The 21,857-nt window shown below is 62.4% G+C and carries 20 protein-coding genes; 3 read left to right on the top strand and 17 right to left on the bottom strand.

The features are described from left to right. Positions 1 to 78: 78 nt before the first annotated feature. Both CDV44_RS08115 and groL read left to right on the top strand, forming a co-directional pair. Complete coding sequence (locus CDV44_RS08115) at positions 79 to 372, top strand: co-chaperone GroES (protein WP_087687572.1); 294 nt, start codon at positions 79 to 81, stop codon at positions 370 to 372. A gap of 36 nt (positions 373 to 408) precedes the next feature. Further along, positions 409 to 2,046: a chaperonin GroEL gene (groL, locus tag CDV44_RS08120; RefSeq protein ID WP_087687573.1), complete on the top strand. Its 1,638-nt coding sequence runs from the start codon at positions 409 to 411 to the stop codon at positions 2,044 to 2,046. 99 nt (positions 2,047 to 2,145) lie between these two features. Here the strand turns inward: groL and CDV44_RS08125 are convergent, their stop codons facing one another. The 4 genes from CDV44_RS08125 to CDV44_RS08140 all read right to left on the bottom strand — a co-directional run bounded on the left by CDV44_RS08125 (position 2,146) and on the right by CDV44_RS08140 (position 6,471). Then, positions 2,146 to 3,246: a porin gene (locus CDV44_RS08125; RefSeq protein WP_087687574.1), complete on the bottom strand. Its 1,101-nt coding sequence runs from the start codon at positions 3,244 to 3,246 to the stop codon at positions 2,146 to 2,148. A gap of 88 nt (positions 3,247 to 3,334) precedes the next feature. After that, positions 3,335 to 4,339: an aliphatic sulfonate ABC transporter substrate-binding protein gene (locus CDV44_RS08130; RefSeq protein WP_087687575.1), complete on the bottom strand. Its 1,005-nt coding sequence runs from the start codon at positions 4,337 to 4,339 to the stop codon at positions 3,335 to 3,337. Positions 4,340 to 4,372: 33 nt separating this feature from the next. After that, complete coding sequence (locus tag CDV44_RS08135) at positions 4,373 to 5,521, bottom strand: LLM class flavin-dependent oxidoreductase (protein WP_087687576.1); 1,149 nt, start codon at positions 5,519 to 5,521, stop codon at positions 4,373 to 4,375. A gap of 32 nt (positions 5,522 to 5,553) precedes the next feature. Further along, positions 5,554 to 6,471 (bottom strand): ABC transporter substrate-binding protein, encoded by a 918-nt coding sequence (locus CDV44_RS08140; protein ID WP_087687577.1) that lies wholly within the window; start codon positions 6,469 to 6,471, stop codon positions 5,554 to 5,556. A gap of 178 nt (positions 6,472 to 6,649) precedes the next feature. Between CDV44_RS08140 and CDV44_RS08145 the strand changes: the two genes are divergently transcribed. Then, positions 6,650 to 7,357 (top strand): LexA family transcriptional regulator, encoded by a 708-nt coding sequence (locus CDV44_RS08145; RefSeq protein WP_087687578.1) that lies wholly within the window; start codon positions 6,650 to 6,652, stop codon positions 7,355 to 7,357. A gap of 109 nt (positions 7,358 to 7,466) precedes the next feature. Here CDV44_RS08145 and CDV44_RS08150 read toward each other — a convergent pair whose 3' ends face one another. The 13 genes from CDV44_RS08150 to CDV44_RS08215 all read right to left on the bottom strand — a co-directional run bounded on the left by CDV44_RS08150 (position 7,467) and on the right by CDV44_RS08215 (position 21,776). Next, a complete protein-coding gene (locus CDV44_RS08150) occupies positions 7,467 to 8,222 on the bottom strand; it encodes a sulfite exporter TauE/SafE family protein (protein WP_087687579.1) in 756 nt (251 codons plus the stop codon). A 116-nt stretch (positions 8,223 to 8,338) separates the two neighbouring features. Beyond that, positions 8,339 to 8,821, bottom strand: a complete 483-nt coding sequence (locus CDV44_RS08155) for a RidA family protein (protein WP_087687580.1) — start codon at positions 8,819 to 8,821, stop codon at positions 8,339 to 8,341. A 124-nt stretch (positions 8,822 to 8,945) separates the two neighbouring features. Next, entirely contained in the window at positions 8,946 to 11,837 is a 2,892-nt protein-coding gene (locus tag CDV44_RS08160; protein WP_170935905.1) for an autotransporter outer membrane beta-barrel domain-containing protein, read from the bottom strand. Positions 11,838 to 12,137: 300 nt separating this feature from the next. Then, positions 12,138 to 12,812 carry a GntR family transcriptional regulator gene (locus CDV44_RS08165; RefSeq protein ID WP_058378642.1) on the bottom strand — a complete coding sequence of 225 codons (675 nt, stop codon included), beginning with the start codon at positions 12,810 to 12,812 and terminating at the stop codon, positions 12,138 to 12,140. 103 nt (positions 12,813 to 12,915) lie between these two features. Then, a complete protein-coding gene (locus CDV44_RS08170) occupies positions 12,916 to 13,869 on the bottom strand; it encodes an alpha/beta hydrolase (RefSeq protein WP_249277457.1) in 954 nt (317 codons plus the stop codon). A 5-nt stretch (positions 13,870 to 13,874) separates the two neighbouring features. Then, positions 13,875 to 14,150 (bottom strand): 2Fe-2S iron-sulfur cluster-binding protein, encoded by a 276-nt coding sequence (locus CDV44_RS08175; protein WP_087687964.1) that lies wholly within the window; start codon positions 14,148 to 14,150, stop codon positions 13,875 to 13,877. 357 nt (positions 14,151 to 14,507) lie between these two features. Beyond that, positions 14,508 to 14,819, bottom strand: coding sequence for a 2Fe-2S iron-sulfur cluster-binding protein (locus tag CDV44_RS08185; RefSeq protein WP_058378641.1), 312 nt, complete (start codon positions 14,817 to 14,819; stop codon positions 14,508 to 14,510). A gap of 88 nt (positions 14,820 to 14,907) precedes the next feature. After that, a complete protein-coding gene (locus CDV44_RS08190; RefSeq protein WP_087687965.1) occupies positions 14,908 to 15,951 on the bottom strand; it encodes a 2Fe-2S iron-sulfur cluster-binding protein in 1,044 nt (347 codons plus the stop codon). 14 nt (positions 15,952 to 15,965) lie between these two features. Then, the gene (locus tag CDV44_RS08195; RefSeq protein ID WP_087687583.1) at positions 15,966 to 16,445 is read right to left on the bottom strand and encodes a heme-binding protein; all 480 of its coding nucleotides are present in this window, start codon (positions 16,443 to 16,445) and stop codon (positions 15,966 to 15,968) included. A 31-nt stretch (positions 16,446 to 16,476) separates the two neighbouring features. Continuing rightward, positions 16,477 to 17,931 carry an aldehyde dehydrogenase family protein gene (locus CDV44_RS08200; RefSeq protein WP_087687584.1) on the bottom strand — a complete coding sequence of 485 codons (1,455 nt, stop codon included), beginning with the start codon at positions 17,929 to 17,931 and terminating at the stop codon, positions 16,477 to 16,479. 68 nt (positions 17,932 to 17,999) lie between these two features. Further along, complete coding sequence (locus CDV44_RS08205) at positions 18,000 to 18,731, bottom strand: TenA family transcriptional regulator (RefSeq protein ID WP_058378638.1); 732 nt, start codon at positions 18,729 to 18,731, stop codon at positions 18,000 to 18,002. A gap of 162 nt (positions 18,732 to 18,893) precedes the next feature. Continuing rightward, entirely contained in the window at positions 18,894 to 20,213 is a 1,320-nt protein-coding gene (locus tag CDV44_RS08210; RefSeq protein ID WP_087687585.1) for an MFS transporter, read from the bottom strand. Positions 20,214 to 20,270: 57 nt separating this feature from the next. After that, positions 20,271 to 21,776 carry an amidase gene (locus tag CDV44_RS08215; RefSeq protein ID WP_087687586.1) on the bottom strand — a complete coding sequence of 502 codons (1,506 nt, stop codon included), beginning with the start codon at positions 21,774 to 21,776 and terminating at the stop codon, positions 20,271 to 20,273. Positions 21,777 to 21,857: the final 81 nt, after the last annotated feature.

Here is a 21,857-nt window from a genome sequence, read left to right on the forward strand (position 1 = left end):
CACTCGACGATCAAGAGTGCCAATCGCTACCGATTTCTTATCTCTCTCCACCATCAAGCAGAAGCAAAAGGAAACGTCATGAGCCTTCGTCCCTTACAGGATCGCGTCATCGTCAAGCGTCTCGATCAAGAGACCAAGACAAGTTCGGGCATCGTGTTGCCCGATAGCGCCGCAGAGAAACCGGATCAAGGCGAAGTGCTCGCCGTGGGACCCGGCCGCCGCGACAAGGATGGCCGTCATATCGAACTCGACGTCAAGATCGGCGACCGTGTGCTGTTCGGCAAGTACGGCGGTCAGGTCGTCAAGGTCGACGGCAACGAACTGCTCGTCCTGCGCGAAGAAGACATCATCGCTGTCGTCGCCGCGCACTAATCCCCATTCATTTCTCTATTCAAAAAGGCGCAACCCATGGCAGCCAAAGACATCGTATTGCGCGACGCCGCACGCGCGAAGCTCGTTGAGGGTGTGAACATCCTCGCCGACGCCGTGAAGGTCACCCTCGGTCCGAAAGGCCGCAATGTCGTGCTCGAACGCAGTTTCGGCGCACCGGTCGTCACCAAGGACGGCGTATCCGTCGCGAAGGACATCGAGCTCGCCGACAAGCTTCAGAACATTGGCGCACAGCTCGTCAAGGAAGTCGCCTCGAAGACCAGCGATCTCGCGGGCGACGGCACCACGACGGCGACCGTACTGGCACAGGCCATCGTGCGTGAAGGCCAGAAGTACGTGGCCGCCGGGCTCAACCCGCTGGATCTGAAGCGCGGCATCGACCGTGCGGTCGGCGTGGCGGTCGACGCCTTGCGCGCCATCAGCAAGCCCACGACCACCAGCAAAGAAATCGCGCAGGTCGCGACTATCTCCGCCAATGGCGAAGAATCGATCGGTCAGCGCATCGCCGAGGCCATCGATCGGGTGGGCAAGGAAGGCGTGATCACGGTCGAAGACGGCAAGACGCTCGCTGACGAACTGGACGTGGTCGAAGGGCTCCAGTTTGATCGCGGTTATCTGTCGCCCTACTTCGTCAACGATCCCGACAAACAGATTGCGGCGCTGGAATCGCCGTTCGTGCTGCTGCACGACAGGAAGATCAGCAATATCCGCGATCTGCTGCCGTTGCTGGAGCAAGTCGCCAAGGCGGGCCGTCCGCTGCTCATCATCGCGGAAGACGTGGAAGGCGAAGCGCTCGCCACGCTGGTCGTGAACAACATTCGCGGCATTCTCAAGACGGTTGCCGTCAAGGCGCCGGGCTTCGGTGACCGCCGTCGCGCGTTGCTCGAAGACATTGCCATTCTCACTGGCGGTCAGGTGATCGCCGAAGAAACCGGGCTGTCGCTGGAAAAGGCAACGCTCGCCGAGCTGGGACAAGCCAAACGTATCGAAGTCGGCAAGGAAAACACGACCGTCATCGACGGCGCCGGTGAGGCCGTCAACATTCAGGCACGCGTCAAACAGATTCGCGTGCAGATCGAAGAAGCCACGTCCGACTACGATCGCGAGAAGTTGCAGGAGCGCGTGGCCAAACTGGCGGGCGGCGTGGCCGTTATCAAAGTCGGCGGCGCCACTGAAATCGAGGTCAAGGAAAAGAAGGATCGCGTCGACGACGCCCTGCATGCCACCCGGGCGGCGGTGGAAGAAGGCATTGTGCCGGGCGGTGGCGTGGCGTTGATCCGTGTGCGCGACAAGGTGCGCGAAGTGCGCGGCGACAACGCCGATCAGGACGCCGGCATCAAGATCGTGCTGCGTGCGCTGGAAGAACCGTTGCGTCAGATCGTGGCCAACGCGGGCGATGAGCCGAGCGTCGTCGTCGCGAAGGTGGCACAAGGCAGCGGCAATTTCGGCTACAACGCCGCGATTGGCGAATACGGCGATCTGGTCGAACTGGGGGTGCTCGATCCGACCAAGGTCACACGCACGGCGTTGCAGAACGCGGCTTCTGTCGCCGGCTTGCTGCTCACCACCGACGCGACTATCGTCGAATCGCCGAAGGCAAGCGCACCGGCGCTACCCGGCGCCGGCGGCGCGGGTGGATCTGATTTCGGCTTCTAAGCCAAACTAAGATCGCCTGAACACCATCAGCCGTAAAGACAACGGGCCCCATCCGACAAGGCATGGGGCCCGTTACTGTAAGGGGATTGCCCCCCGATCTCAGAACCGATGCTGGACGCCGATCTGCACGCCTTGCGCATCGGCACCCGGGTAGGCGACGGCCACGCCGGGCGTGGTCGACCCGGCCAGCGCATAGGCCGACGTGCCCTTGTTGAGCAGCACTGCCCCGCTCGCATATAGCCACGTGCGCTTGGACAGCCAATAGGCATACATCAGGCCCACGTGATCGGCGTTGCGCGCGGCGGGCGTGCGGTCATCGAGGTGGCTGTACACAAGCGCCAGTGTCGACGCCGGGTTGAAGCGGTACGCACCGGAAACCGTATAGACGTTCTTGTCCACCGAGCCATCGCTTTGCTGGGCGTGGTGAAAGCCCGCGTACAGCCGCACCGTGCCGAAGTCATACGAGCCGCCGCCAAAGAAGGCTTTGAGCGTGCTCGCATTCGTGGCGCTGTCCACCGATTGATAGCCGACGCCCAGGTCTACCGGACCGCGTGTGTAAGACGCCGTGAGGTGATAGTTGTTGATGCCGCTGCGCGGTGTCGTCGTGCTGTCACGCAAACCGAGCATCGCCTGCGCCGAAAAGCCCGCAATATCGGGCGTGCCGTAGTAGATGGCATTACTTGCACGCACCGACAACGTCGCGAAGCTGTTCAGGCCGGACGCGATCGTTGACGCGCCAGTGGCGTCGAATTTTCCTTCCAGCGGCACGTACAACGGCGAGTTTTGACGTCCGAAGCGGACCTCGCCCCAGCGACCGGATGCGCCGACCCACGCCTGCCGGTTGAAGATCGACGTGGAATCGCTGGCGGTGCCGTTGTTCAGGTTGAAGCCATTCTCGAGCGTGAAGTTGATGCGGTTGCCGCCGCCAATGTCCTCAGACCCCTTCAAACCGAAGCGAGACCCGGTTTGCGCACCGGAGAGCATGCGATACGTGCTTTGGTTTCCCGAGTGCGACCAGTCGAGCGAGAGATCGAGCAGACCGTAGAGCGTCACGCTTGATTGGGCATGCGCAGCGCTTGGCAGCGCCAACCCGGTCGCGAGAGCGAGTGTGGCGATTGCCGCAGATACCGGGCGTTTGTTTTGAACGGGCGAGACCAGCCCCGCCTGCGAGGATGCGAGCGTGTAGTTTTGCGTAGTCATGTTGAGTGAGCCGATCAGTGCCGGCTTGTGCTATTGCGAAGGCGTCGAAGTTAGTCCGACGAAGTCAGTCCGAGGAGGTCAGTTCAACTCAGTCAGCCACCGTCGCGACATGGGCGCGTACGTCGGGCAAGGCAGGAATGATCCGGTTGTCCACGTACCAGTGGGCGACCTTCTCGATGCGTGTGGCGTCGTCAGGGAGCACGGCCCGCAGCGGCGACACGTTGTTCTCGCCGAGTTTGTCGGCAAGCGACGCCGGGAGATTCAGTTCCGTCGCCCAGATGCGTCCGGCCTCACGCGGATGCGCGGCGGTCCACACGTTCTCTGCACGCAGCACGCCCAATACCGTCTTCACCACTTCGGGGTGGGCCTTGAGGTAGTCCTGCCGGACGAAGTACCCCACGGCGTTGTCCGAACCGATGGCCGCACCGTCCGCCAGCACGCGGGCGTTGTAGTTGTTCTGCGCAATGGAGAGGAACGGGTCCCAGGTCGCCCATGCGTCCACGCCACCACCGACGAAGGCGCTGCCGGTATCGCTCGGCGACAGATAGCGGCGCTTGACCGTCTCCGGCGCAATGCCGTTCTTGACCAGTGCGCGCACGAGCAGATATTCGCCGGTGCCGCCCTTGTTGACCGCGACCTGTTTGCCCGCCAGATCGGCCAGCGAACGAATGGCCGAATCGCGCGGCACCACGATGGCTTCGTTGCGCGCCGTCATGGGTTGGTAGCCGAAGATTGCCATCGGCACGCCGGCAGCAATCGCTGTCACGAACGAGGTGGAGCTGCCGCTCGTCAGATCGACGGCATTGGCGTTGAGCGCTTCGAACGCCGGTGCCGCCGCAGGGAATGGCCCGGCCCAGACGACTCTGACGCCCTGCCCGGCCAATGCCTTATCGAGCGAGCCCTTGGCTTTCGCCAGCGTCAGATCGGAGGTGCCTTTGAGATAAGCGATGCGTAACGTGATGCTGTCGGCACGGGTTTGCGCACTGACCGGCAGCGCCGCGACGGCAAGCGCCGATGCGATGAGGGTGGCCGCGAAGGCAAGACGCCCTCCCGTGCGCCGGAAAGCCCGGCGCACGTTGAAAGTGAAATTCATGGTGGATTCCGATGGAAATGAACGCGGTAATGCTCAGGCCTGTGGCGGCACGGGGGCGGTGGCGAGCGTGGAGGGATCGCGATCGAACAACGTCGACCACGTGAATGTCTTCTCGGCGACTTCACGGCGTCGCACAGGCAGATGCGGCAGCACTTGTTCGGCGAAGCGGTACGACTCTTCGAGCAGCGGCATGCCGGACAGGATGAATGTCTCGATGCCCCGGGAGGCGTAATCGTTGAGCGTCTTGATGACGGTCGCGGGCGAACCGACGATGGCGGTACCCGGACCCGGGCGCACCAGGCCGAGGCCCGACCAGAGATTGGGCGCGATTTCGAGATCGCGGGCGCGCGCGGGACGTTTGCCCTGATGCAGCGCACTCATGCGCCGCTGCCCGACGGAGTCGCTGCCGCCGACAAATCGCTGATTCGCGGCAATGGCGTCGTCATCCATCAAACTGAGCAAGCGATCAGCCTCGGCCCACGCGGCGTCATCGGTGTCTCGCAGGATCACGTACAGCCGAACACCGTGCGACAAGCGCCGGCCATAATGCGCCGCACGTGCGTTGACGTGTTTCACGCGCTGTTCGATCTCGTCCGGTGTTTCTCCCCATGACAAATAGGTATCAACATGCTTGGCCGCGACTTCGATGGCCGGTTCGGACGAACCGCCGAACCACAGCGGCGGGATCGGGATCGACTTGCCCGCGGGCAACGCCAGCTTTGCGCCGTCGACGCTGAAGTATTTGCCTTCGTACGTCACCGTTTCGCCCGCGAACAGGCGCTTGAAAATCGTCAGGTACTCGTCGGCCATCAGATAGCGCTCGTCATGCGGAATCTTCATGCCGTAGGCGCCCAGCATTTTGGCGTCACCCGAGACGACATTGAGCAGCAACCGCCCTTTTGAGAATTCCTGAAACGTCGCCGCCATTTTGGCGAGCAACGTCGGCTGGATGAGCCCGGGGTGAATCGCCAGCAGAAAGTTCATGTCCTCCGTGTAGGGAAGCAGTGAACTGCCGAGCACCCAGACGTCGTGAGCCCCCGTGGCAAACAATGCGCCGGTAAAGCCGAGGTGGTCATAGCCGCGCGCCAGTTGCTGGAGGTAACGGTAATTGATCGTACGTGCGCCATCGGTCGTCCACGGCGCGTGTCCGTCGGGGGCTGTGAGGTACCAGTAGACATTCATTGCAAGACTCGTGAAGCCAAGTGTTGGGAGAATCAGCGCGCGTGGGTAGCGCTTGAAAAATTCAGCGGTGCCGCAGAGGCGGACTGCCGGATATCGATGGTGTGCGACAAGTCGCCATGTCGATGCAGCAGATCCGCTTCGCCTTGCTGTTCGGCGTAGAACGCTGCATCGCAGGGCAGCAATTGCCAATCGCGCGCGGCAAGTGCGGCGTGCCATGACGTGGCGTCAGCACCTGAAATACCCGCCGCTGCCAGGCGCTCGGCATAGGGAGCGGGATCGTTAGCGACGTCGCGGCCCAATGCCGTCAGGGCGGAAAACACCGCGTCGAGCGCCGCCGTGTGCTGATGAAATGCCTCACGGCGTGCCCAGAACACGGAGCGGTTGCGCAAGTAGGGGCCGATATCCGTCAGCACACGCCATTGCGACGCCTCGCTGCGCACGCGCTCAAGCCAGGGCGCCATGGCGATCCACGCGTCGACCTGACCATCGCTAAGTGCGCGGTAGGCATCGGCAGGTGCCAGCTCCACACGTTCGACGTCACGCAACGACAGGCCTTCGCGCTCAAGGACGGCGGCAAGAAACGATGTGTGAAAGGACCCGTCGAGCAGTGCGACGCGACGGCCAGCGAGGCCGGGTACATCATCGGGGCCGTCTTCCGCCCGTACGACGAGGGCCCCGTTGGTGCCTCTCGGCGCGGACGCCGCGACGTAGACGAGCGGCACACCGTCGTGCTGGGCTAGCACAGGGGGCGTCGATCCGGTACCGCCGACGTCGATAACGTTGTCCGCAATCAACCGGCCCGTGTCGCGCCCTTCCCTGTAGGCAACGAACTGCACGGCAGGCGATCCGTCCGCCGTGAGGAGCGTTTCAGGCCAGCGTAGCGGCCACGTCAGCGCGGCCAGTTGCAGGTGCAAATTGTTGGGATGGACGCCGATACGCAATGCGGCCATGGGTGCTCTCCTTCATCAACCGAGTGTGTTGAAACATCCGCATTGCGCTATCATCATGCAACGCGAAATTCGCTATGGGGTGATTCTATTGCCTGATAGCGAACGTTCTTAATGATATTTTTCACTATGGTTATCGTCGCAGCGGGATACCAGCGCTGCACTGCGACGGGAGAGGCACATGACGAAAGCGGAGAAAGTGCAGAAAGCGGAGATCGATGAAACCGCGGCCGTGGCGTCGGCGCACGAGACCGACGACGATTTCATCGGGCGCCTGCGTTTGTTGGTGGCACGCGCCGGGAATGCGAGCGCACTGGTGCGTCAGGCGGGCATTTCAGCGAGTGGGTTTCAGAAGTACCTGAACGGTGCCGAGCCTTCGAGACGCGTGCTCATTGCACTCTCGCAAGCAGGCAGCGTGACGCTGGAATGGCTAATGACCGGGCGTGGCCCGATGGAGGGCGCGGTACGAGACGTCTGGCCGGAAAACCATCTGACGCTGTTGCCGCTCTATCGCGGCGGCGAGCCGGATTGCCCTGTGCCGGAGTCCTCACCGGAAAAACTGGTTCAACTGGCGTTCTGTCAGGAATGGCTGGCACGTCACGGGTACGATCCCGTGCATCTGGCCACCATGCGCGTGGAAGGCAATGCCATGTCGCCGACCTTTCGCGCGGGCGACACGCTGGTCGTAGACCGTCAGGTGGCGAACGTCGCCGATGGCGAAGTCTATGTGCTGCGCGACGGCAGTGATTTGCTCATCAAACGGCTTCAGCGGCAGTTGGGCGGTGTCGTGTCGCTCACGTCGGACAACGCGCAATACGCACCGATACAGGCACCACTCGAGAGTCTCGACATCGTTGGGCGGGTGATCTGGCGGGGAGCGCTGCTGTGAGGTAGATGGCACAAACCGGGTCTGTAGACCGGTCTCGATAAAACCCAAAATTTTGGGTCCTATGTCCGATTTCTGGCATTAATTACCAATAGTTTGTGCTTTAGGATCGCTATAGCGCCCGCGCCAGCAACGTCGGCAGTGACGACGCCAGCAACGTCACGCCCGACGCCGTCAAGAGACCCAGCACCACCTGACGAAAACGGGCTTCGCTGATGCCGATATAGAGTTTTGCGCCGAGCAGCGTGGGGATGGGCATAGCGAGCGCGACAATGCCGAAGAACGGCAGCATGTCGCGCGTGACGATGCCGGTGGCCAGATAGGTGCCCATCGTGACCAGCAGCATCGACAAGTTGAAGTTTTGAATCACCGCGCGCTGCACGTCTTTGTCGACGCCACGCAACGTGCACCACAATGTCGGCAACGTGCCGGCAAACCCGCCGACGCCGCCAAGCACCCCGCCCGCCATCCCCACCAGCGCATCTGCTGCGCGGCCGCCCGACGAGATTCGCGGCAGGTTTCTCGCCAGCAGCATCGTCGGACACCAGATCACGAGCAGCGTCCCGAGGATGGCCTTGAACCAGTCCATATCGAGTCGCGGCAGCAACGCAACGCCGAGCGGAATCCCCAGCAAACCGCCCAGCACAAATGGCAACAGTCGCTTGACGTCAACGCCGCGCCGCATCGTGACGGCGGCCAGAATCTGTCCGGACAGTGCACCAAAGACGGCCAACGTGGCGGCGAGCCGGGGATCGAGCACCCAAGCCCAGAAGGACATTGCAGCGAGCCCGAAGGCAAAGCCCGACAAGCCTTGAATGAAGCCCGCCACGATCGTGCCAAGGATCACCACCAGATACACCGAATCCATTGTCGTCCCCCGTCTATGCGCGTCTTGCTTGCATTGTGGGCGCGACGGCGTGCGGTGCTGATCGCACTTGGCTATGTGCCGATATGGATTTGCTTATGGCATCCGACAGGTCGTGCTTACTTGCTCGACGGGCGAATTCTGAAGATGAAGTCGACTTCGGCGACAGCGCCCTTGGGCAATTGAAGAACGCCGACCGACGTGCGCGTGTGCACACCCGATTCTCCGAGGACTTCAAAAAGGACATCCGAAGCACCATCGGCCACTTCGCTTTGCAACGTGAAGTTTGGTGCGCTTCGCACAAAGACGCTGATGCGGGGCACCGAGACGATGGCATCGAGACTGCCGCACGCACGGTGGATCAATGAAAGTGCCCGCAGCGCAGAAACCCCGGCCGCCTGCCGGGCATCTTCCAGCGATAGGCTGTCACCCGCGCAACCAACGAAATGCACCGTTTCGCCGATTCTCGGGATCTGTCCGGCGACATACGCCATATCCCCATCGATGAGCACCGGCGTGTATTTCCCGCCGACCTTGATCTCGTCATCGACCGGAAACCCGAATCGATCGGCAACGCGCCGCCACTGATTATCTCGGTTCATGCCATTCCCTGCGTCGTGTATTGATCGGTAAGCGCTGATATTACTGGATCAACTCACGACGCGGCTTGTGCTCGTTGATAAGCCACCAGCGCATTGGCATGCCTGATCAAATTCGCCGTCTCGCTCAGAACAGAAACCGCGCGCCGACGTTGAGCAGCCAGCCGCGCACGCCCGCATTGCCGATGTCTTTGGACCATGAAGCTCGGCCATAGAGCGACATCGTCTCGGACATGGTGGCGTTGGCGCCGATAGATAAACGCAAGGCGTCACCCAGCTTGCCGCTGGTGAAATCGACGCCACCGACCGTGACATGCGTCCCGTCGGTAAACGCGTGCAGATAGTCGACGGCGAAATATGGCGTCACCCTCCCCTTGCCCACATCAAAGGCGCGCGTCAGCCGCATGCCGATGCGCCCGAGCAGTTGATTCTGGCTGCCGATATTGACAGCGAGATCGTCGGCATCGACCTGATTGTTGAACCCGACATGCTGGCCGACCAGTTGCACCTGCGGTTCAAGCTGCAACCCGGCACCGATACCGACCGGATACCCAGCTTCCACCGACAACGCGACATCGCGCCCCTTCAGGTTCGAGGCAGTGGCATAGGCATTCGTACTCACCCGGCCATCGAACCAGCCGAACGACAGGACATTGTCGACATACCATCCCTGCGTGCTCTGGTACGTCGCGTAGCCCGATACCCGATAGGTGTTGCCTGATGCGCTGCTGTACCCGTCAACCGCATCGGGTTCGAAATGCAGCCAACCGATGGCACCCGCCAGCCCGAAACGCCAGAGCCCGTCCTCGTTGCGGCGCTTGAACAGATTGCCGCCGAACTGCACCGCGCTGTAGTCGCCGTCCGCGTTATAGCCGTACTGCTGGAACGTGCGGTTACTGCGGTAGTTGAAGTGCCCGCCATAGACACGGACGAAAGCTTCCCCGTCGCCACTGTCTCGCCCGAGATCGCGGTCGTCGCGAATTTCGCCCAGCCGGCGATGCAGCGTATCGATATCCACCAGCCCGGCATACAACAGCGCTACTGGTGCGCTCAAGTAGGCCGCCACCTGTGGCACGACTTCGGGGCGAGCATTGGGTGGAAGCGGCTCCGGTACGCCCGGATCGATCGGATCGACCTCGCCACCCGGGTCGACGAACGCGCCCTGAAGCCGGTAATCCCAGAACGTCCCCGTCGCACCGACTAGCGATTGCCCGGGGCTAGCCGCGCCGTACTCTGAGCCCGGTCCGTAAGCGTACAGGTGGTACTGGAACGGCAGGTTCTCCGCCGCCACATAGCCGTTCTTCAGCACAAACGCATTCTGTGTGGACGTACCCGCCACCTGAATGAGCGAGATGCCATCGGTCGCGGAGAACAGATGCACCGTCGGCGCGCCCAGCAAACCTCGAGTCAAATGAGCCTGATACGTCGCGACGGGCCCAGGGCTCGCATCGACCGGGCGGACGTCGACAAGCGTCGTACCCGTGGCGTTGCCCCCGATCAACAGACGGTCGGTGAACTGGTTGGATAGCGCGCCCCCGGCGTTGAGATACGTGTTGAGTGCCAGCGTGCCGTTGTTGCCGGTGTAGTTGCCCGACGTGCTGATGCTTGTGTACGACGACGCCGATGTCGGAGCACTAGCCTGCGCCGCCGTCGGCAACACGTTGATCGTGCTCGCCGTATTCTCCAGCGTGGTCATGTTCGAGTTGCCGGTCACGTTCCAGACCGTGCCGTTGCGCAACGCCACTTGCGCTGTACTCGCCGCGTCGACGAGGATCGTTCCTGTCAGCGTCGATGCGTCGGATGAAAACACCACGTTGCCCGCAGACGTGCCGTCCGCGTTCACATTGAGCGCCGCAGCGCCGGGCCCCGCGATCAGAGATGACCCCGCTGTCAGCGAAATCGTGCCAGTGGGTCCGGTCACGTGAATGGCATCCGACTGGTCGCTGCGAACCACCGAACCGGCCAACGACACGATTTCGTCAGATCCCGGCACGCCCGTGAGATACATGCCGTAAGCACCGGCGCCCTGTGCATGGAACGTTGTTCCCGACGCGCTCAGGCGGGCCGTATCGCCCGCAAAGAGATTGACGAGCATCGCCGCATGCGCGTTGGCGCCCGAGGTCGTGACCGTCGATGGCGTGGCGCCCGCGTCCGACGTGATGGTGACTTCAGGACTGCCTGTCGACACACTGCCGGAGTCGGAGTCGACCAGACGAATCCCATACGCTCCGATGCCACTCGTGACGATTGTCGTGTTATGCAGCACGGTGCCGCCATTGCCCTCGGCATCCACGCCATGCGCAGAGGCACCGCTGGTAGTGATCGTGCCGTTGCGATACGACAGGGCCGCCGTGCCTTCATAGGCCCCGTGACTCGCCCGGTTCAATAATCCGTAGCCGCTAATACCAGTGGTCGTGATAGCTGAATTGGTCAGCGATATGGCACCGCCGCCGACCGCACCGGCGCCCTGTGCAAACGGTCCGGACGCGTTGATCGTGACCGCATTGCCGGTGATCGTGCCGCCAGTGGTCGCCCAAAGCCCTGCACCGCTCTGTCCGCCTCCCGTGGTGATCGTTGTACCCGAACCAAGATCCGCGCTCGCTTGTCCGCCCGCGGTTCCACTGACGACAACGCCATAGGAGAAGTTACCGACGCCGGCAATGGCGACACCGTATCCGCTGGACGAATTGATGACGAAGCTCGCCACCGACCCGGCTCCCGAAGCACTGACCTGAATGGCCGTATTCGTCGGGCTGGTGACCGACATGGCGCTTGCCGGTGCGAAGGTCAGAGACGCCTGATTGCCCCCAGACGCCGAAATGCGCACGGCAGTCGATACGTTCATGCTGCCGTCGGTGTACGTCAGGGTCTTGCCGTTGCCGACGCTTAGCGCAGTCGCAGGCAGTGTCTGCGCTTTGGCGCTCCCTGCGGCGAGGCTCACACACAGGAGGCTTGCCAGCGCGATTACGGACGGCTTGAACGGCCACGCCGTGGACAGACTGCACACGCGTACGAGCATGACGGTGTCTCCCTGATACCTGGTATCTCGCAAAACAAACCCACGCATGACCGTACACGTGGCGATGTTCGTGCAATGCGCCACGGATCCGTGGCGAGATGAAGACCAAGATGAAAGACGCGCCCGGCATGGCTTATTAATTAACACCTCTAATTAATAGAAAGCCATTGGCGCCTTGAAGGCATTGCCGATTCTAGGTTGCCGTTGTTTTGAATGGCAAGTGTTTCCGCCATTCAAAGGCAAAGAGATAATTTAAATTACCGAAAATATCTTTTAATTCTATTTTTCGGATATCGACGATCAACGCGCCATATGATCGAGATAGTACTGCGCCGCCCGCGTGACGTGCCGCTCGGCGAGCAGCGCCGCAAATGCCGCGTCACCGGACTGGACCGCCCGAAGGATCGCCGCGTGCTCTTCCCACGTGATGCGCACTTCTTCGTCGTTGGCATTCACGAAAAGCATGCGCGAGCGATCGCGCATCGAGCGCATCAGGTCGGCGAGCATCGAGTTGGCGCCTGCGGTGTACAGCAGATCGTGAAAGCGGGCATTGAGCTCCAACAGACTGGCGGTCTCTCCTGCGGCGACTTTGGCGTTGCCTTCCTGCAAGACTTTCTCGATTTTCTTGACCAACTCCGGTGTGCAACGCTCCGCTGCCAGACGGGCGTTGAGCCCTTCAAGCGTGGCGCGAATCTGCACCAGCTCGCGCGCCGAGGCCGGGTCGAACGAGGCGACCACCGCGCCGTGGCGCGGCCGCACCTCGACCAGCCCCTCGACCGCCAATGCACGCAACGCCTCTCTCACCGGGACGCGCGAGACATCGAGCTCTTCGGCAATGCGGCCTTCGACCAGCCGGTCCCCCGGCTTGTACTCTCCCGACGTAATCGACGCGCGCAAACGGCTGATCACCAAATCCGACAATTGCTGATGCATGATCGGCTCGCGTCCGTTTGCCCCTGTGGCTCCCCGCACCATAATTCCAATCTCCACAAACCTGTCGTTACGACGATATTGCGCAGCATTTTAGCAGCGCACGGCATTTTGTAGACTGTACACGATACGGGGTGTGCCGGTGGGCTCAGTCGCGGCGCGGCACCGCTGCCATGAATGCCAGAATCTCGCGTCCCAGCCAGTCTTCGCCCGAGTTGAAGTGGGCCACGATCGACGTATGGTTATGACCGCGCAGTTGCACGAACCGGGGCGCGACACCTCGCTCGCGCAACAGCTGCTGGAAGAATGCCGCGCCGTAGTCGTCGAGAAACCGGTTCTCATACTCGGCGACGGCGATCATCGTCGGCACCAGGTGGCGCGCGGCATGCGTGAGCGGCGACCGTTCGACATATCGCGTCTCGTCCGTACCGAAATAGGCGCGCACCGGGTTGGCATTGGGATTGCGCGGGTCGACGTCGGCGAACAAGCGTGCGCTGATCAGGACAAGCCCCGCGACGTCTGCTCCCCGCTCACCATGCGCCGACGTCAGCGCAGGATCGAACAAACAACCCGCCGCATGAGTGCCGCCCGCCGAATGGCCGATGAGAAAAATACGGGCGGGATCGATGCGCAATTCAGCCGCATGTTCGCGCACCCAGACGAGCGCCTGTGCCGTATCTTGTGCACCGCCCGGCCACGGTGCATCGTCGGCCAGCCGATATTCCACATTGATGGCAACGAACCCTTGCCGGGCAAACCAGTGACAGACGTTGTCGTAAATCTCGCCGTTCACACTCTTGTTTCCGCGCACGAACGCGCCGCCGTGCACGAACAGCACGGCGTCACGCAAGCCTTCGGCGTCGCTCGCCCCCGCCCCTACGACCGGCGCGAAGACATCGAGTACTTGCCGGGGATGCGTCCCGTACGCGAGATCCCGCGCCACATGAGGACTCTTCGGCGCCACGGCGAGCACCGGCGAATAGCAGTCGATGACGGCCTTGCGGTGCGCCATGATGTCGTCGTTCCAACGCGGCCCGAGATCCAGCATCTGGCGTTGTTGCTCAAGCGGCAATGCCCCGAACGGTTCGGTCAAACGGTTCATTTCGCTCACCATGACACGCTCACGTCGCCGTTGATAAAGGTCTGACACGCCATCCGGTAGCCGTTCTCAAGGTCTTCGGGGCTGAGGTGACGGCGCTCCTTCTGTTTGACTTCATCCGTATGTTCGCGGCCGATCTCGACCCGGCAACGACACGTGCCGCACAGCCCGCCGCCGCACTTGAACGGAATGCCCCCCTTCTCGCGCAAGGACACACGCAACAGGTTGCTGTTCGGCGGCGCCTCGACGCACTTGCTGCCATTGCTGAGAAAGGTGATCTGCACAGTGGCGGCGACCGGTGGCGCCGGCTCGCGGCGGCTGAGCCGGGCTTGCGCGTGATCGTGCCCGACCAGCCCTTCGAGCGAGGCCACGGCAGCAGACACGCTTTCAAACTTTTCGAAGAACTTGGTCGGCACCAGATTTTCGCCGTGCGGCGAGGCTTCTTCGACAATCTTCACGCGTGCCTGCCCGTCCAGCTTCGCGACGACAAACGCCGCGACATGCCGCGTGCCGTAGAAATAGTCATGGGTTTCGACGGGGGTGATGCCCGTAGTCGGCTCGCTGCGATACTCGCCCGGCCGGCTCGTCAATACGATGTACATTCGCTTTCCTCGTTGCAAATACCCTGCTCTGGGCTGCGATCAGAGCGCCGCCGGCAGGTCGTCGGCCTGCTCCAGTTCAATGTCGTGTTCGATCCAAAGCTGGCAGACAAGCCGGAAACCCGCGTCGAGCCGATCGCCCAATTGCTTCTTCTCTTTCCAGTTGGGCGCCGGCAAATGTTCTTCACCAGACAAAACCCGGCAGGCACAGCGAGCGCACTTGCCCATGCCGCACTCGTAGCGCAAATGCGGAAACGGGAACTGCTTGATGCCCGCACGCACGACGAGGTTGGTATTGGCCTTCACTTCTTCCCGGTACGTTTGCCCGTTCCGGCGAAACACGACGACTGGCATGCATCCTCCTGAGACTCAAACGTCATTACGTATACTGTATACCGTTTATATAATGACTATACAACACAACGTTGCCTGCCCGACGCCCTCACGCAGCGACGTCAACCGGCACGTGCTGGAACGTGAAACTGTCGACATATACATAGCGGACGCTGGCCCCTTGGGCGATGAACGCACGACGCGCATCCTCAATCATGACCGGAGAACCACACAGGTACAGCGCGTGCTCCGACAGATCGGGATGATCTGACAGCACGACGTCCTGCACATACCCGCGAGCCCCCTGCCACGCACTATCCGGCCGCGACAGCACCGGTACATAGCGGAAGTCTTCGTGTTGTTCGGCGAGTTGCGTCAGTTCGTCATGCAGATAAAGCGCTGACGGTGTCCGCCCGCCCCAATACAAATCGATCGGCGGGGTATCGCCGCTGGCCAGCATGCCCGCGAGCATGCTGCGCAACGGTGCGATCCCCGTGCCCGTCGCGACCATCACGATGGGCCGGTAGTCGTCCTCGTGATACCCGAACCCGCCGAGCGGCGCCTCGACGTCAAGCGTGTCGCCGGGGCGAAGTGCGCTCAGACGCGTCTGAGTAAAGAGGCCTCCGTCGATCTTGCGGATATGCAGTTCCAGCGACGTCGCCGCATTCGCACCGTCCACCCGGGCGGCATCAAGCGCGGACGCGATCGAAAAACTCCGGGGCCCGGTATCGCCCGGCAACACGTTGAGGTACTGCCCGGGGCGGAACCCCCACGGCGTATCGTCGGCGAAGGTGAGCACGAGACGGGTCACGTCGTCCGTCAACGATTCCTTGTGCAGCACCCTCGCCTTCCGGCGGCGTGCCGGTTCGGGCGCCGCGAGCACCCGCTCGGTACTGATCGCGAGGTCGGAGCATGCATGCGCCTGACACAGGAGTGCGTCACCGGCGTCAGCTTCCTCTTGCGACAACGCGGGCGGATGTTCGTCGTAATGCACTTGCCCCTGCCGCACATTGACGCGGCAGGTGCCGCAACCGCCAAACTCGCACTCGGACGGCAGCACAACGCCAGCGCGCCGCGCCGCTTCAAGCACGGTTTCCTCTCGTGTCGCCTCGAAGCTTTGCTGCGCTTCGATCCATGTGATTCGATAGCTCACGCGCGCCCCCTGCTTCAAAGCTTGATATCGGCCTGGACGAGCACTTCCCGTCCACTCTGGCGCAGCAGATCCTGCAATGCTGCGAGGCCTGCGAGCCCGGCCTGTGTGTCCTGTTCGCCATTGCCGCCCGACAGGCCGATGCCGCCCACGACCTGGTTGTCGACCACGATCGGGAATCCCCCGACGAAGGCGGCAAATTTCCCTTCGAAGCTCCACTGGATGCCAAACGCTTCATTGCCCGGCAGCGCAGGCCCATTGGGCGGCGTGGTGAACAGGTGCGTCGAGCGCTTATGACCTGCGGCCGTAAAGGCTTTATTCCATGCGATCTGCGGCCCGGTAATGCGCCCGCCATCCATGCGCTCCAGCGCCAGCGGGAACCCGCCTTCGTCGACCACGCAGATCGATTCGAGCACACCGATGCTCTGCGAGCGGGCAACGGCGGCCGCAATCATGTGCCGGGCTTCGGCAAGTTCGAGTTTGAAAAATGGCTTCATGGCTGATAAGAAATGTCGTAGAAAATGGGCGTCAGACGCCGCGATAGACCGTCTTGATCTGCTGATAGAACTCAAGCCCGTCGCGCCCCGATTCACGGAACGTGGCCGTGCTCGACTGCTTGAGACCGCCAAACGGCGCATTGACGAGATTGCCGGTGGTTGTGCGATTGATCTTCACCGTGCCGGCTTCGATGTCATTGGCGAAGCGATGCATCAGGCGGACGTCCTGAGTCACCAGCGAGGCCGCGAGACCGTAGTCGCTATCGTTGGCGACCGCGAGGGCGTCGTCGTAACCGTCGACATCGATCACCGCAATGACCGGGCCGAAAATCTCTTCCCGTGCAATCCGCGCATCGCGTGGCACGTCAGTGAAGATGGCCGGCGTGACGAAATAGCCGTACGCGTAGGCGTCATGCGTGAGTTGCTCACCGCCGCAGACCAGCGTCGCTTCGCGCTTGCCGATCTCGATGTAATCAAGCACCGTGCGCAACTGCCCGGCCGTGGCCAGCGGGCCGATATCGATGCCGGGTTGCAGTCCGTTGCCGATCTTGAGCGAGGCGGTTCGAGCGGCCAGGCGTTCGACAAACGCGGCACGAATCTGCCGCGCAACGAGCACACGGCTCGTGCCGGTGCATGCCTGACCGGAGAGAGAGAAACCGCCCTTGACCGTGAGATCGACGGCGCGCTCGATGTCTTGCGCATCGAGCACGATCAGCGGGTTCTTGCCGCCGAGTTCCATCTGGGTACGCGTCGACATCGACGCCGCTCGGTGGATCTGTTCGCCAGCCGAGGTCGATCCCGTGAACGAGATCGCTTGCACTTCCCGCGCGCCGACCAATACCGGCCCCACCGCGCTGGCACTGCCCGTGACGAAGTTCAGCACGCCCTTGGGGATACCGGCCTGCACGAAGGCTTCGGTCAGACGCAGTCCGCTCAACGGTGCGTCAGAAGCCGGTTTGAATACCACGGTGTTACCGCAGATGAGCGCCGGGGCAATCTTTCGCGCCGGAATCGACACGGGGAAGTTCCATGGCGAGATTACCGTCACCACACCCAACGGCTCGCGCACCGTATAGACCGTCATGTCGGCGTCATCGTTGGGGAACGTCTCACCGCCGTACGACTGCGCTTCGATCGCGTAATACCGAATTGTCTGGGCCGCGCGCATGAACTCATCGGTCGCGAGGCTTTTCTGCTTGCCCTCCTCGCGCGTGAGCTCTTCGCCAAAGCGTGCGGCGTGCTGTTCCAGATAGGCGCTGGCGCTCAACAGAATCTTGGCGCGGGCTCCCGTCGAGAGGCGCTTCCAACTGGCGAACGCGGCGGCGGCGGCGCGCACGGCGGCTTGTGCGTCAGCCTCGCCCGAGGCTTGAAACTGTCCGACCACATCGCGCGTGTCGGCCGGATTGACGTTCTCGAAGGTGGCGCCCGAGCGGCTCGCACACCATTCGCCGTCGATGTAGTTCAGAAACGTTGGAACGGTTGTCATGAATGCAACGGTCCTGCAAAAGGGCTTGAAAACCCGCGCCACGACGGCGCGGGGTCGCCGGATGCTGCTTAAGCCGCAAGGCCCAGTTCGGGCAGCGGAATCTCGTTTTCGACGTAGTCGTAGTACAGCGCCGTCGTGTAGAGCAGACGCATTTGCGCACCGATTTCGCAAATCTTCAGGCAGCGTTGCTGCAACTCCGGCGTGTTCGCGTTCTCCAGCACGATCTGGTAACCGCGCTCGCCGTGAATCTCGTCCGAGACGATGTGCAGGTCGAAGAACTCGACTTCCTCGTCGGTGAACTTGTACGTGTCGCGCAACGTGGGCGTCTGCTTGCGATAAATCGACGGCACCTGCGACTCCAGACCGACGACCAGCCCGGCAACCGCGACCACCGGGTCTTCGCGCATGGCGACGGCGTAGCACCAGCTTTGCAGGCCCCGCGTGGTCGGCGACATGTTGTCGGGGTTCACCACGCGCTCACGGGTCGTCCCGCAGGCTTCGGCGAAACGGATCAGCAAGTCGGTGTGGCGATCGCCCCCGATTTCCTCCTCGTACATGTTGGCGAGCAGGAAATCCTTCGCCTCGGTCATATGGTCCGGCGTGCGGGCATACAGATAGCCGAGGTAATCGGCGAACGGCCCCACGTAGTGGTAGTGGTTTTCAGCCCAGCGAGCGAGATGCGCACGCGAGAGCTTGCCGCTCGCCCACGCCACGCTGAACGGTGCCTTGTTCGCGCTCTTGCCCTTGATTGCTTCTTCGAGTGCCGCACGGAAAGTCTCGCGGTCCATCAGCTCTGCCATTTCAGACTCCTTGGTTTCAAGTGGATAAGCCTGCGCATCGTGGGATGCCGGGCTTTGAATTGTCATTTGGTACACTGTATACAGTTTTTGGAAAAATGCCAATCCAGTGAATTACGTGTGCGGGGTCTATTCCGCGATAACGATGGAAATCAGTCGACCGCTTTATGTCCGGTTACGGACGGCGTGGGCCATGGGCGAAGACGTGGCGCTGGCCGTGTCTGCCGTGCCGGTGTAAGCGGGTTCGATCGCGTCAAGCGCAATGCCGTTTGTCTCGGGCAGCAGCCACGCAGCGACGATGACCATGCCGTAACCCACTGCGGCAACGATCGGAATGGCCAGTGTGAGCGTCGTATGCCCCGTGGCAAGCCAGCCTGCCATGAACGGGAAGAACGAGCCGATGACACGTCCGGCGTTGTACGCCACGCCATAGCCGGTTGCGCGAATCTCGTGCGGATACGTCTCTGAAATCGTTGCTGCCACACCGGCAAAGGTGCCTTGCATCAACACGCCCATCAGGAAGCCGAGCACCATCATGACGGGCATGGGCGCCGGAATCAGCATGTACGCGATGCTCATCACAAATGCCCCGAGCGCGAACAGGATGTACGTCGGCCGGCGGCCAAGCTTGTCCGTGCACCAGGCGCCCACGGCGTAACCCACGATCGAGCCCACGATGGTGATCGCCAGCCACATGCCGGTGCCGGTCACCGAGAGGCCCCGTTCCGTCTTGAGCCAAGTCGGCATCCACGTAGCAATGGCGTAATACGCACCGAGCATGCCCCCTGAGAGCAAGCTGCACAGAAACGTACGCGCCAGCAGTGGGCCGCTGAACACGCCACGCAATGTCTTGAGCGGGCTTGTCTTGCTACGTTCCGCGAGCGTGCGGGTAAAGGCCTCCGGTTCTTCGAGATTGCGACGCAGCCAGAACACCAGCAGTGCGGGTGCCACGCCGATGAACAGACACACACGCCATGCCCATTCCGGCGACAGCCAATTGAAGATCACGCTATACGCAATGGCCGCGAGCGCCCAGCCGAACGAATAGCTGCTGGCGGTGAAGCCCGAGAACTTGCCGCGATGGGCCGGGTTACGAATGGTTTCCATGACGAGCACCATGCACAACGACGACTCCCCGCCGAAGCCCAAGCCCTGAATGATGCGGAACACGGCCAATTGCGTGGGCGAGTTGGTGAGACCGCAGGCAAAACAGGCAAGCGCAAACAAGGCGATGGTCCAGCGCAGGATGCGCACGCGGCCGTAACGGTCGGCGAGCAGCCCTGCCCCGATAGCCCCGACCAGCGAAGCAATCAGCGTGTAGGTGACGATACTGCCCGCCGTCGCCTTGCTCATGCTCCAGGTCGTCAGCAGCACCGGGATGAGAAACGAATAAATCATGAAGTCGTAGACGTCGACCGTGTGGCCGATGAAGGTGCCCGCGAAGGCACGCTTCTCGTTCTTCGACAGTGAGTTCAGCCAGGACATAGCGGTGTCCTCCTTAGGTGTCTTGGGTTTTGTGGAGTGGGTGAGATTTCCGGTGCATCAGGTCGGTGGTTGAAAGGTGTAGCCGGCGGCTTCAAGCAATCTGGCTACGTGAATCGAGCGCAGGTCGTGATACAGCGGAGCCACGATCTGAACGCCCACTGGCAGCCCCTGTGCCGTGCGCCCTGCGGGGGCGACGGTCGAGGGCAAGCCGCACAGGCCGGAGTGCCCGGCCCAGAAAAGCTGTGTGGTGAGTGGCTGTGCGCGTCCGTTCACGTCAAGCGTGCGCTGCCATGGCGCCCCCTGTTCGTTCAGTGGGAACGCGGCCGTCGCGGCCACGGGGCACAACAACACGTCGACTTGTTCGAACAGCGCACGCCAAGCGGCGGCGAAGCGCTCGCGCAGCGGTTGGAGCTTGAGCCAGTCGCGATGCCGCATGACGGCGCCCACGTGCTGGAGCGAGGCATAGCTTCGATCGTCGGCAGACGCCTCGGCAGCGGACGAAACCGAGGCGGCAAAGGCGTCTTCGCCGAGATAGCCGCTGGTGGCAGCGCGCAGCAGCAGCATGTAGACGCGCAGCAACTCGGCCGCGTCCAGCGACGGTTTGGCATTCCACTGCACGTGCGCGCCGCGCCGTTCGAGGTCCTTGCCGAGGGCCACGATGCATTGCTCCACGTCGGTGTCGACCTCTGCGACCGGGTGGCTGGGCAGAATGCCGAAACGAATCTCGCTGAGGTCTTTGGCGTGGGAGCGCGGCAACTCGAAACGCACGGCGCAGGCAGCGTCGGCCGTGGGGCCTGCGATGGCCGAGAGCACCGATTGCAGGTCGTGCGCGCTGCGGGCGAGCGGACCGGCAACGTTGATGTCGGGAAACGTAGCGCCGCCCGGCAGGCCATGCCCATCGAGGGGCACGAGACCGTGCGTGCTCTTGTGCGAGAAGATGCCGCAGTAATGCGCGGGGTTGCGGATCGAGGAGCCGATATCCGACCCCACATCGAAGAAAGACATGCCGGAACAGACGGCTGCGGCGCTGCCGCCGGACGAACCACCCGGTGTGCGCGTGAGATCGTGCGGGTTGCGCGTCGTGCCGTAGACGTCGTTGTAGCTCTGCCAGTCGCGCAGCCAGATCGGCACATTGGTCTTGCCGAGCAAGATGGCGCCGGCGTCTTCGAGACGCTGCACCACCGTCGCGTGACGCGATGCGACGTTGCCCGTGAATGCCGGGTCGCCGACGGTAGTGGGCCAGCCCGCGACGTCGAATGACTCCTTGATCGTGAACGGCACGCCGTGCAGCGGCCCACGCACGTTGCCTGCGCGACGTTCAGCGTCGCGCTCGCGCGCCACGGCGTGAGCGCGGTCGAAGTCGCTGACGACCACGGCATTCAGGCGGGGATTGTCGCGATGCCATGCGGCTTCGCAGGCCGCAACGAGGGCTGTCGAAGTGATGTCTTGCCGCGCCAGTGCTGCCTGAGCGGCTGAAATCGAGGCGTGGTGCCACTGCCCATCCGTGGCCCCTGATTCTGAGGGCGTACCGGCGCGGCGAGCGTTGACCGTGGAATCTGTCATCGTGGGATACCCATTTCAGTATTCTGTATACCATCGGTCGACAAATTTGCTCTGTCAAGGGACCAGAAGATAAGGGTTTGT

Source organism: Pandoraea sp. PE-S2R-1, from assembly GCF_002179865.1.
GTDB lineage: Bacteria > Pseudomonadota > Gammaproteobacteria > Burkholderiales > Burkholderiaceae > Pandoraea.

Excerpts from the sequence above, each read along its gene's own strand:
- CDV44_RS08140 (WP_087687577.1), bottom strand. The coding sequence starts at position 6,471 with ATGGCCGCATTGCGTATCGGCGTCCATCCCAACAATTTGCACCTGCAA.
- CDV44_RS08165 (WP_058378642.1), bottom strand. The coding sequence starts at position 12,812 with ATGGTGCGGGGAGCCACAGGGGCAAACGGACGCGAGCCGATCATGCAT.
- CDV44_RS08135 (WP_087687576.1), bottom strand. The coding sequence starts at position 5,521 with ATGAATGTCTACTGGTACCTCACAGCCCCCGACGGACACGCGCCGTGG.
- CDV44_RS08130 (WP_087687575.1), bottom strand. The coding sequence starts at position 4,339 with ATGAATTTCACTTTCAACGTGCGCCGGGCTTTCCGGCGCACGGGAGGG.
- CDV44_RS08170 (WP_249277457.1), bottom strand. The coding sequence starts at position 13,869 with ATGAACCGTTTGACCGAACCGTTCGGGGCATTGCCGCTTGAGCAACAA.
- CDV44_RS08185 (WP_058378641.1), bottom strand. The coding sequence starts at position 14,819 with ATGCCAGTCGTCGTGTTTCGCCGGAACGGGCAAACGTACCGGGAAGAA.
- groL (WP_087687573.1), top strand. The coding sequence starts at position 409 with ATGGCAGCCAAAGACATCGTATTGCGCGACGCCGCACGCGCGAAGCTC.
- CDV44_RS08115 (WP_087687572.1), top strand. The coding sequence starts at position 79 with ATGAGCCTTCGTCCCTTACAGGATCGCGTCATCGTCAAGCGTCTCGAT.
- CDV44_RS08150 (WP_087687579.1), bottom strand. The coding sequence starts at position 8,222 with ATGGATTCGGTGTATCTGGTGGTGATCCTTGGCACGATCGTGGCGGGC.
- CDV44_RS08205 (WP_058378638.1), bottom strand. The coding sequence starts at position 18,731 with ATGGCAGAGCTGATGGACCGCGAGACTTTCCGTGCGGCACTCGAAGAA.
- CDV44_RS08160 (WP_170935905.1), bottom strand. The coding sequence starts at position 11,837 with ATGCTCGTACGCGTGTGCAGTCTGTCCACGGCGTGGCCGTTCAAGCCG.
- CDV44_RS08200 (WP_087687584.1), bottom strand. The coding sequence starts at position 17,931 with ATGACAACCGTTCCAACGTTTCTGAACTACATCGACGGCGAATGGTGT.
- CDV44_RS08215 (WP_087687586.1), bottom strand. The coding sequence starts at position 21,776 with ATGACAGATTCCACGGTCAACGCTCGCCGCGCCGGTACGCCCTCAGAA.
- CDV44_RS08210 (WP_087687585.1), bottom strand. The coding sequence starts at position 20,213 with ATGTCCTGGCTGAACTCACTGTCGAAGAACGAGAAGCGTGCCTTCGCG.
- CDV44_RS08155 (WP_087687580.1), bottom strand. The coding sequence starts at position 8,821 with ATGAACCGAGATAATCAGTGGCGGCGCGTTGCCGATCGATTCGGGTTT.
- CDV44_RS08195 (WP_087687583.1), bottom strand. The coding sequence starts at position 16,445 with ATGAAGCCATTTTTCAAACTCGAACTTGCCGAAGCCCGGCACATGATT.
- CDV44_RS08125 (WP_087687574.1), bottom strand. The coding sequence starts at position 3,246 with ATGACTACGCAAAACTACACGCTCGCATCCTCGCAGGCGGGGCTGGTC.
- CDV44_RS08145 (WP_087687578.1), top strand. The coding sequence starts at position 6,650 with ATGACGAAAGCGGAGAAAGTGCAGAAAGCGGAGATCGATGAAACCGCG.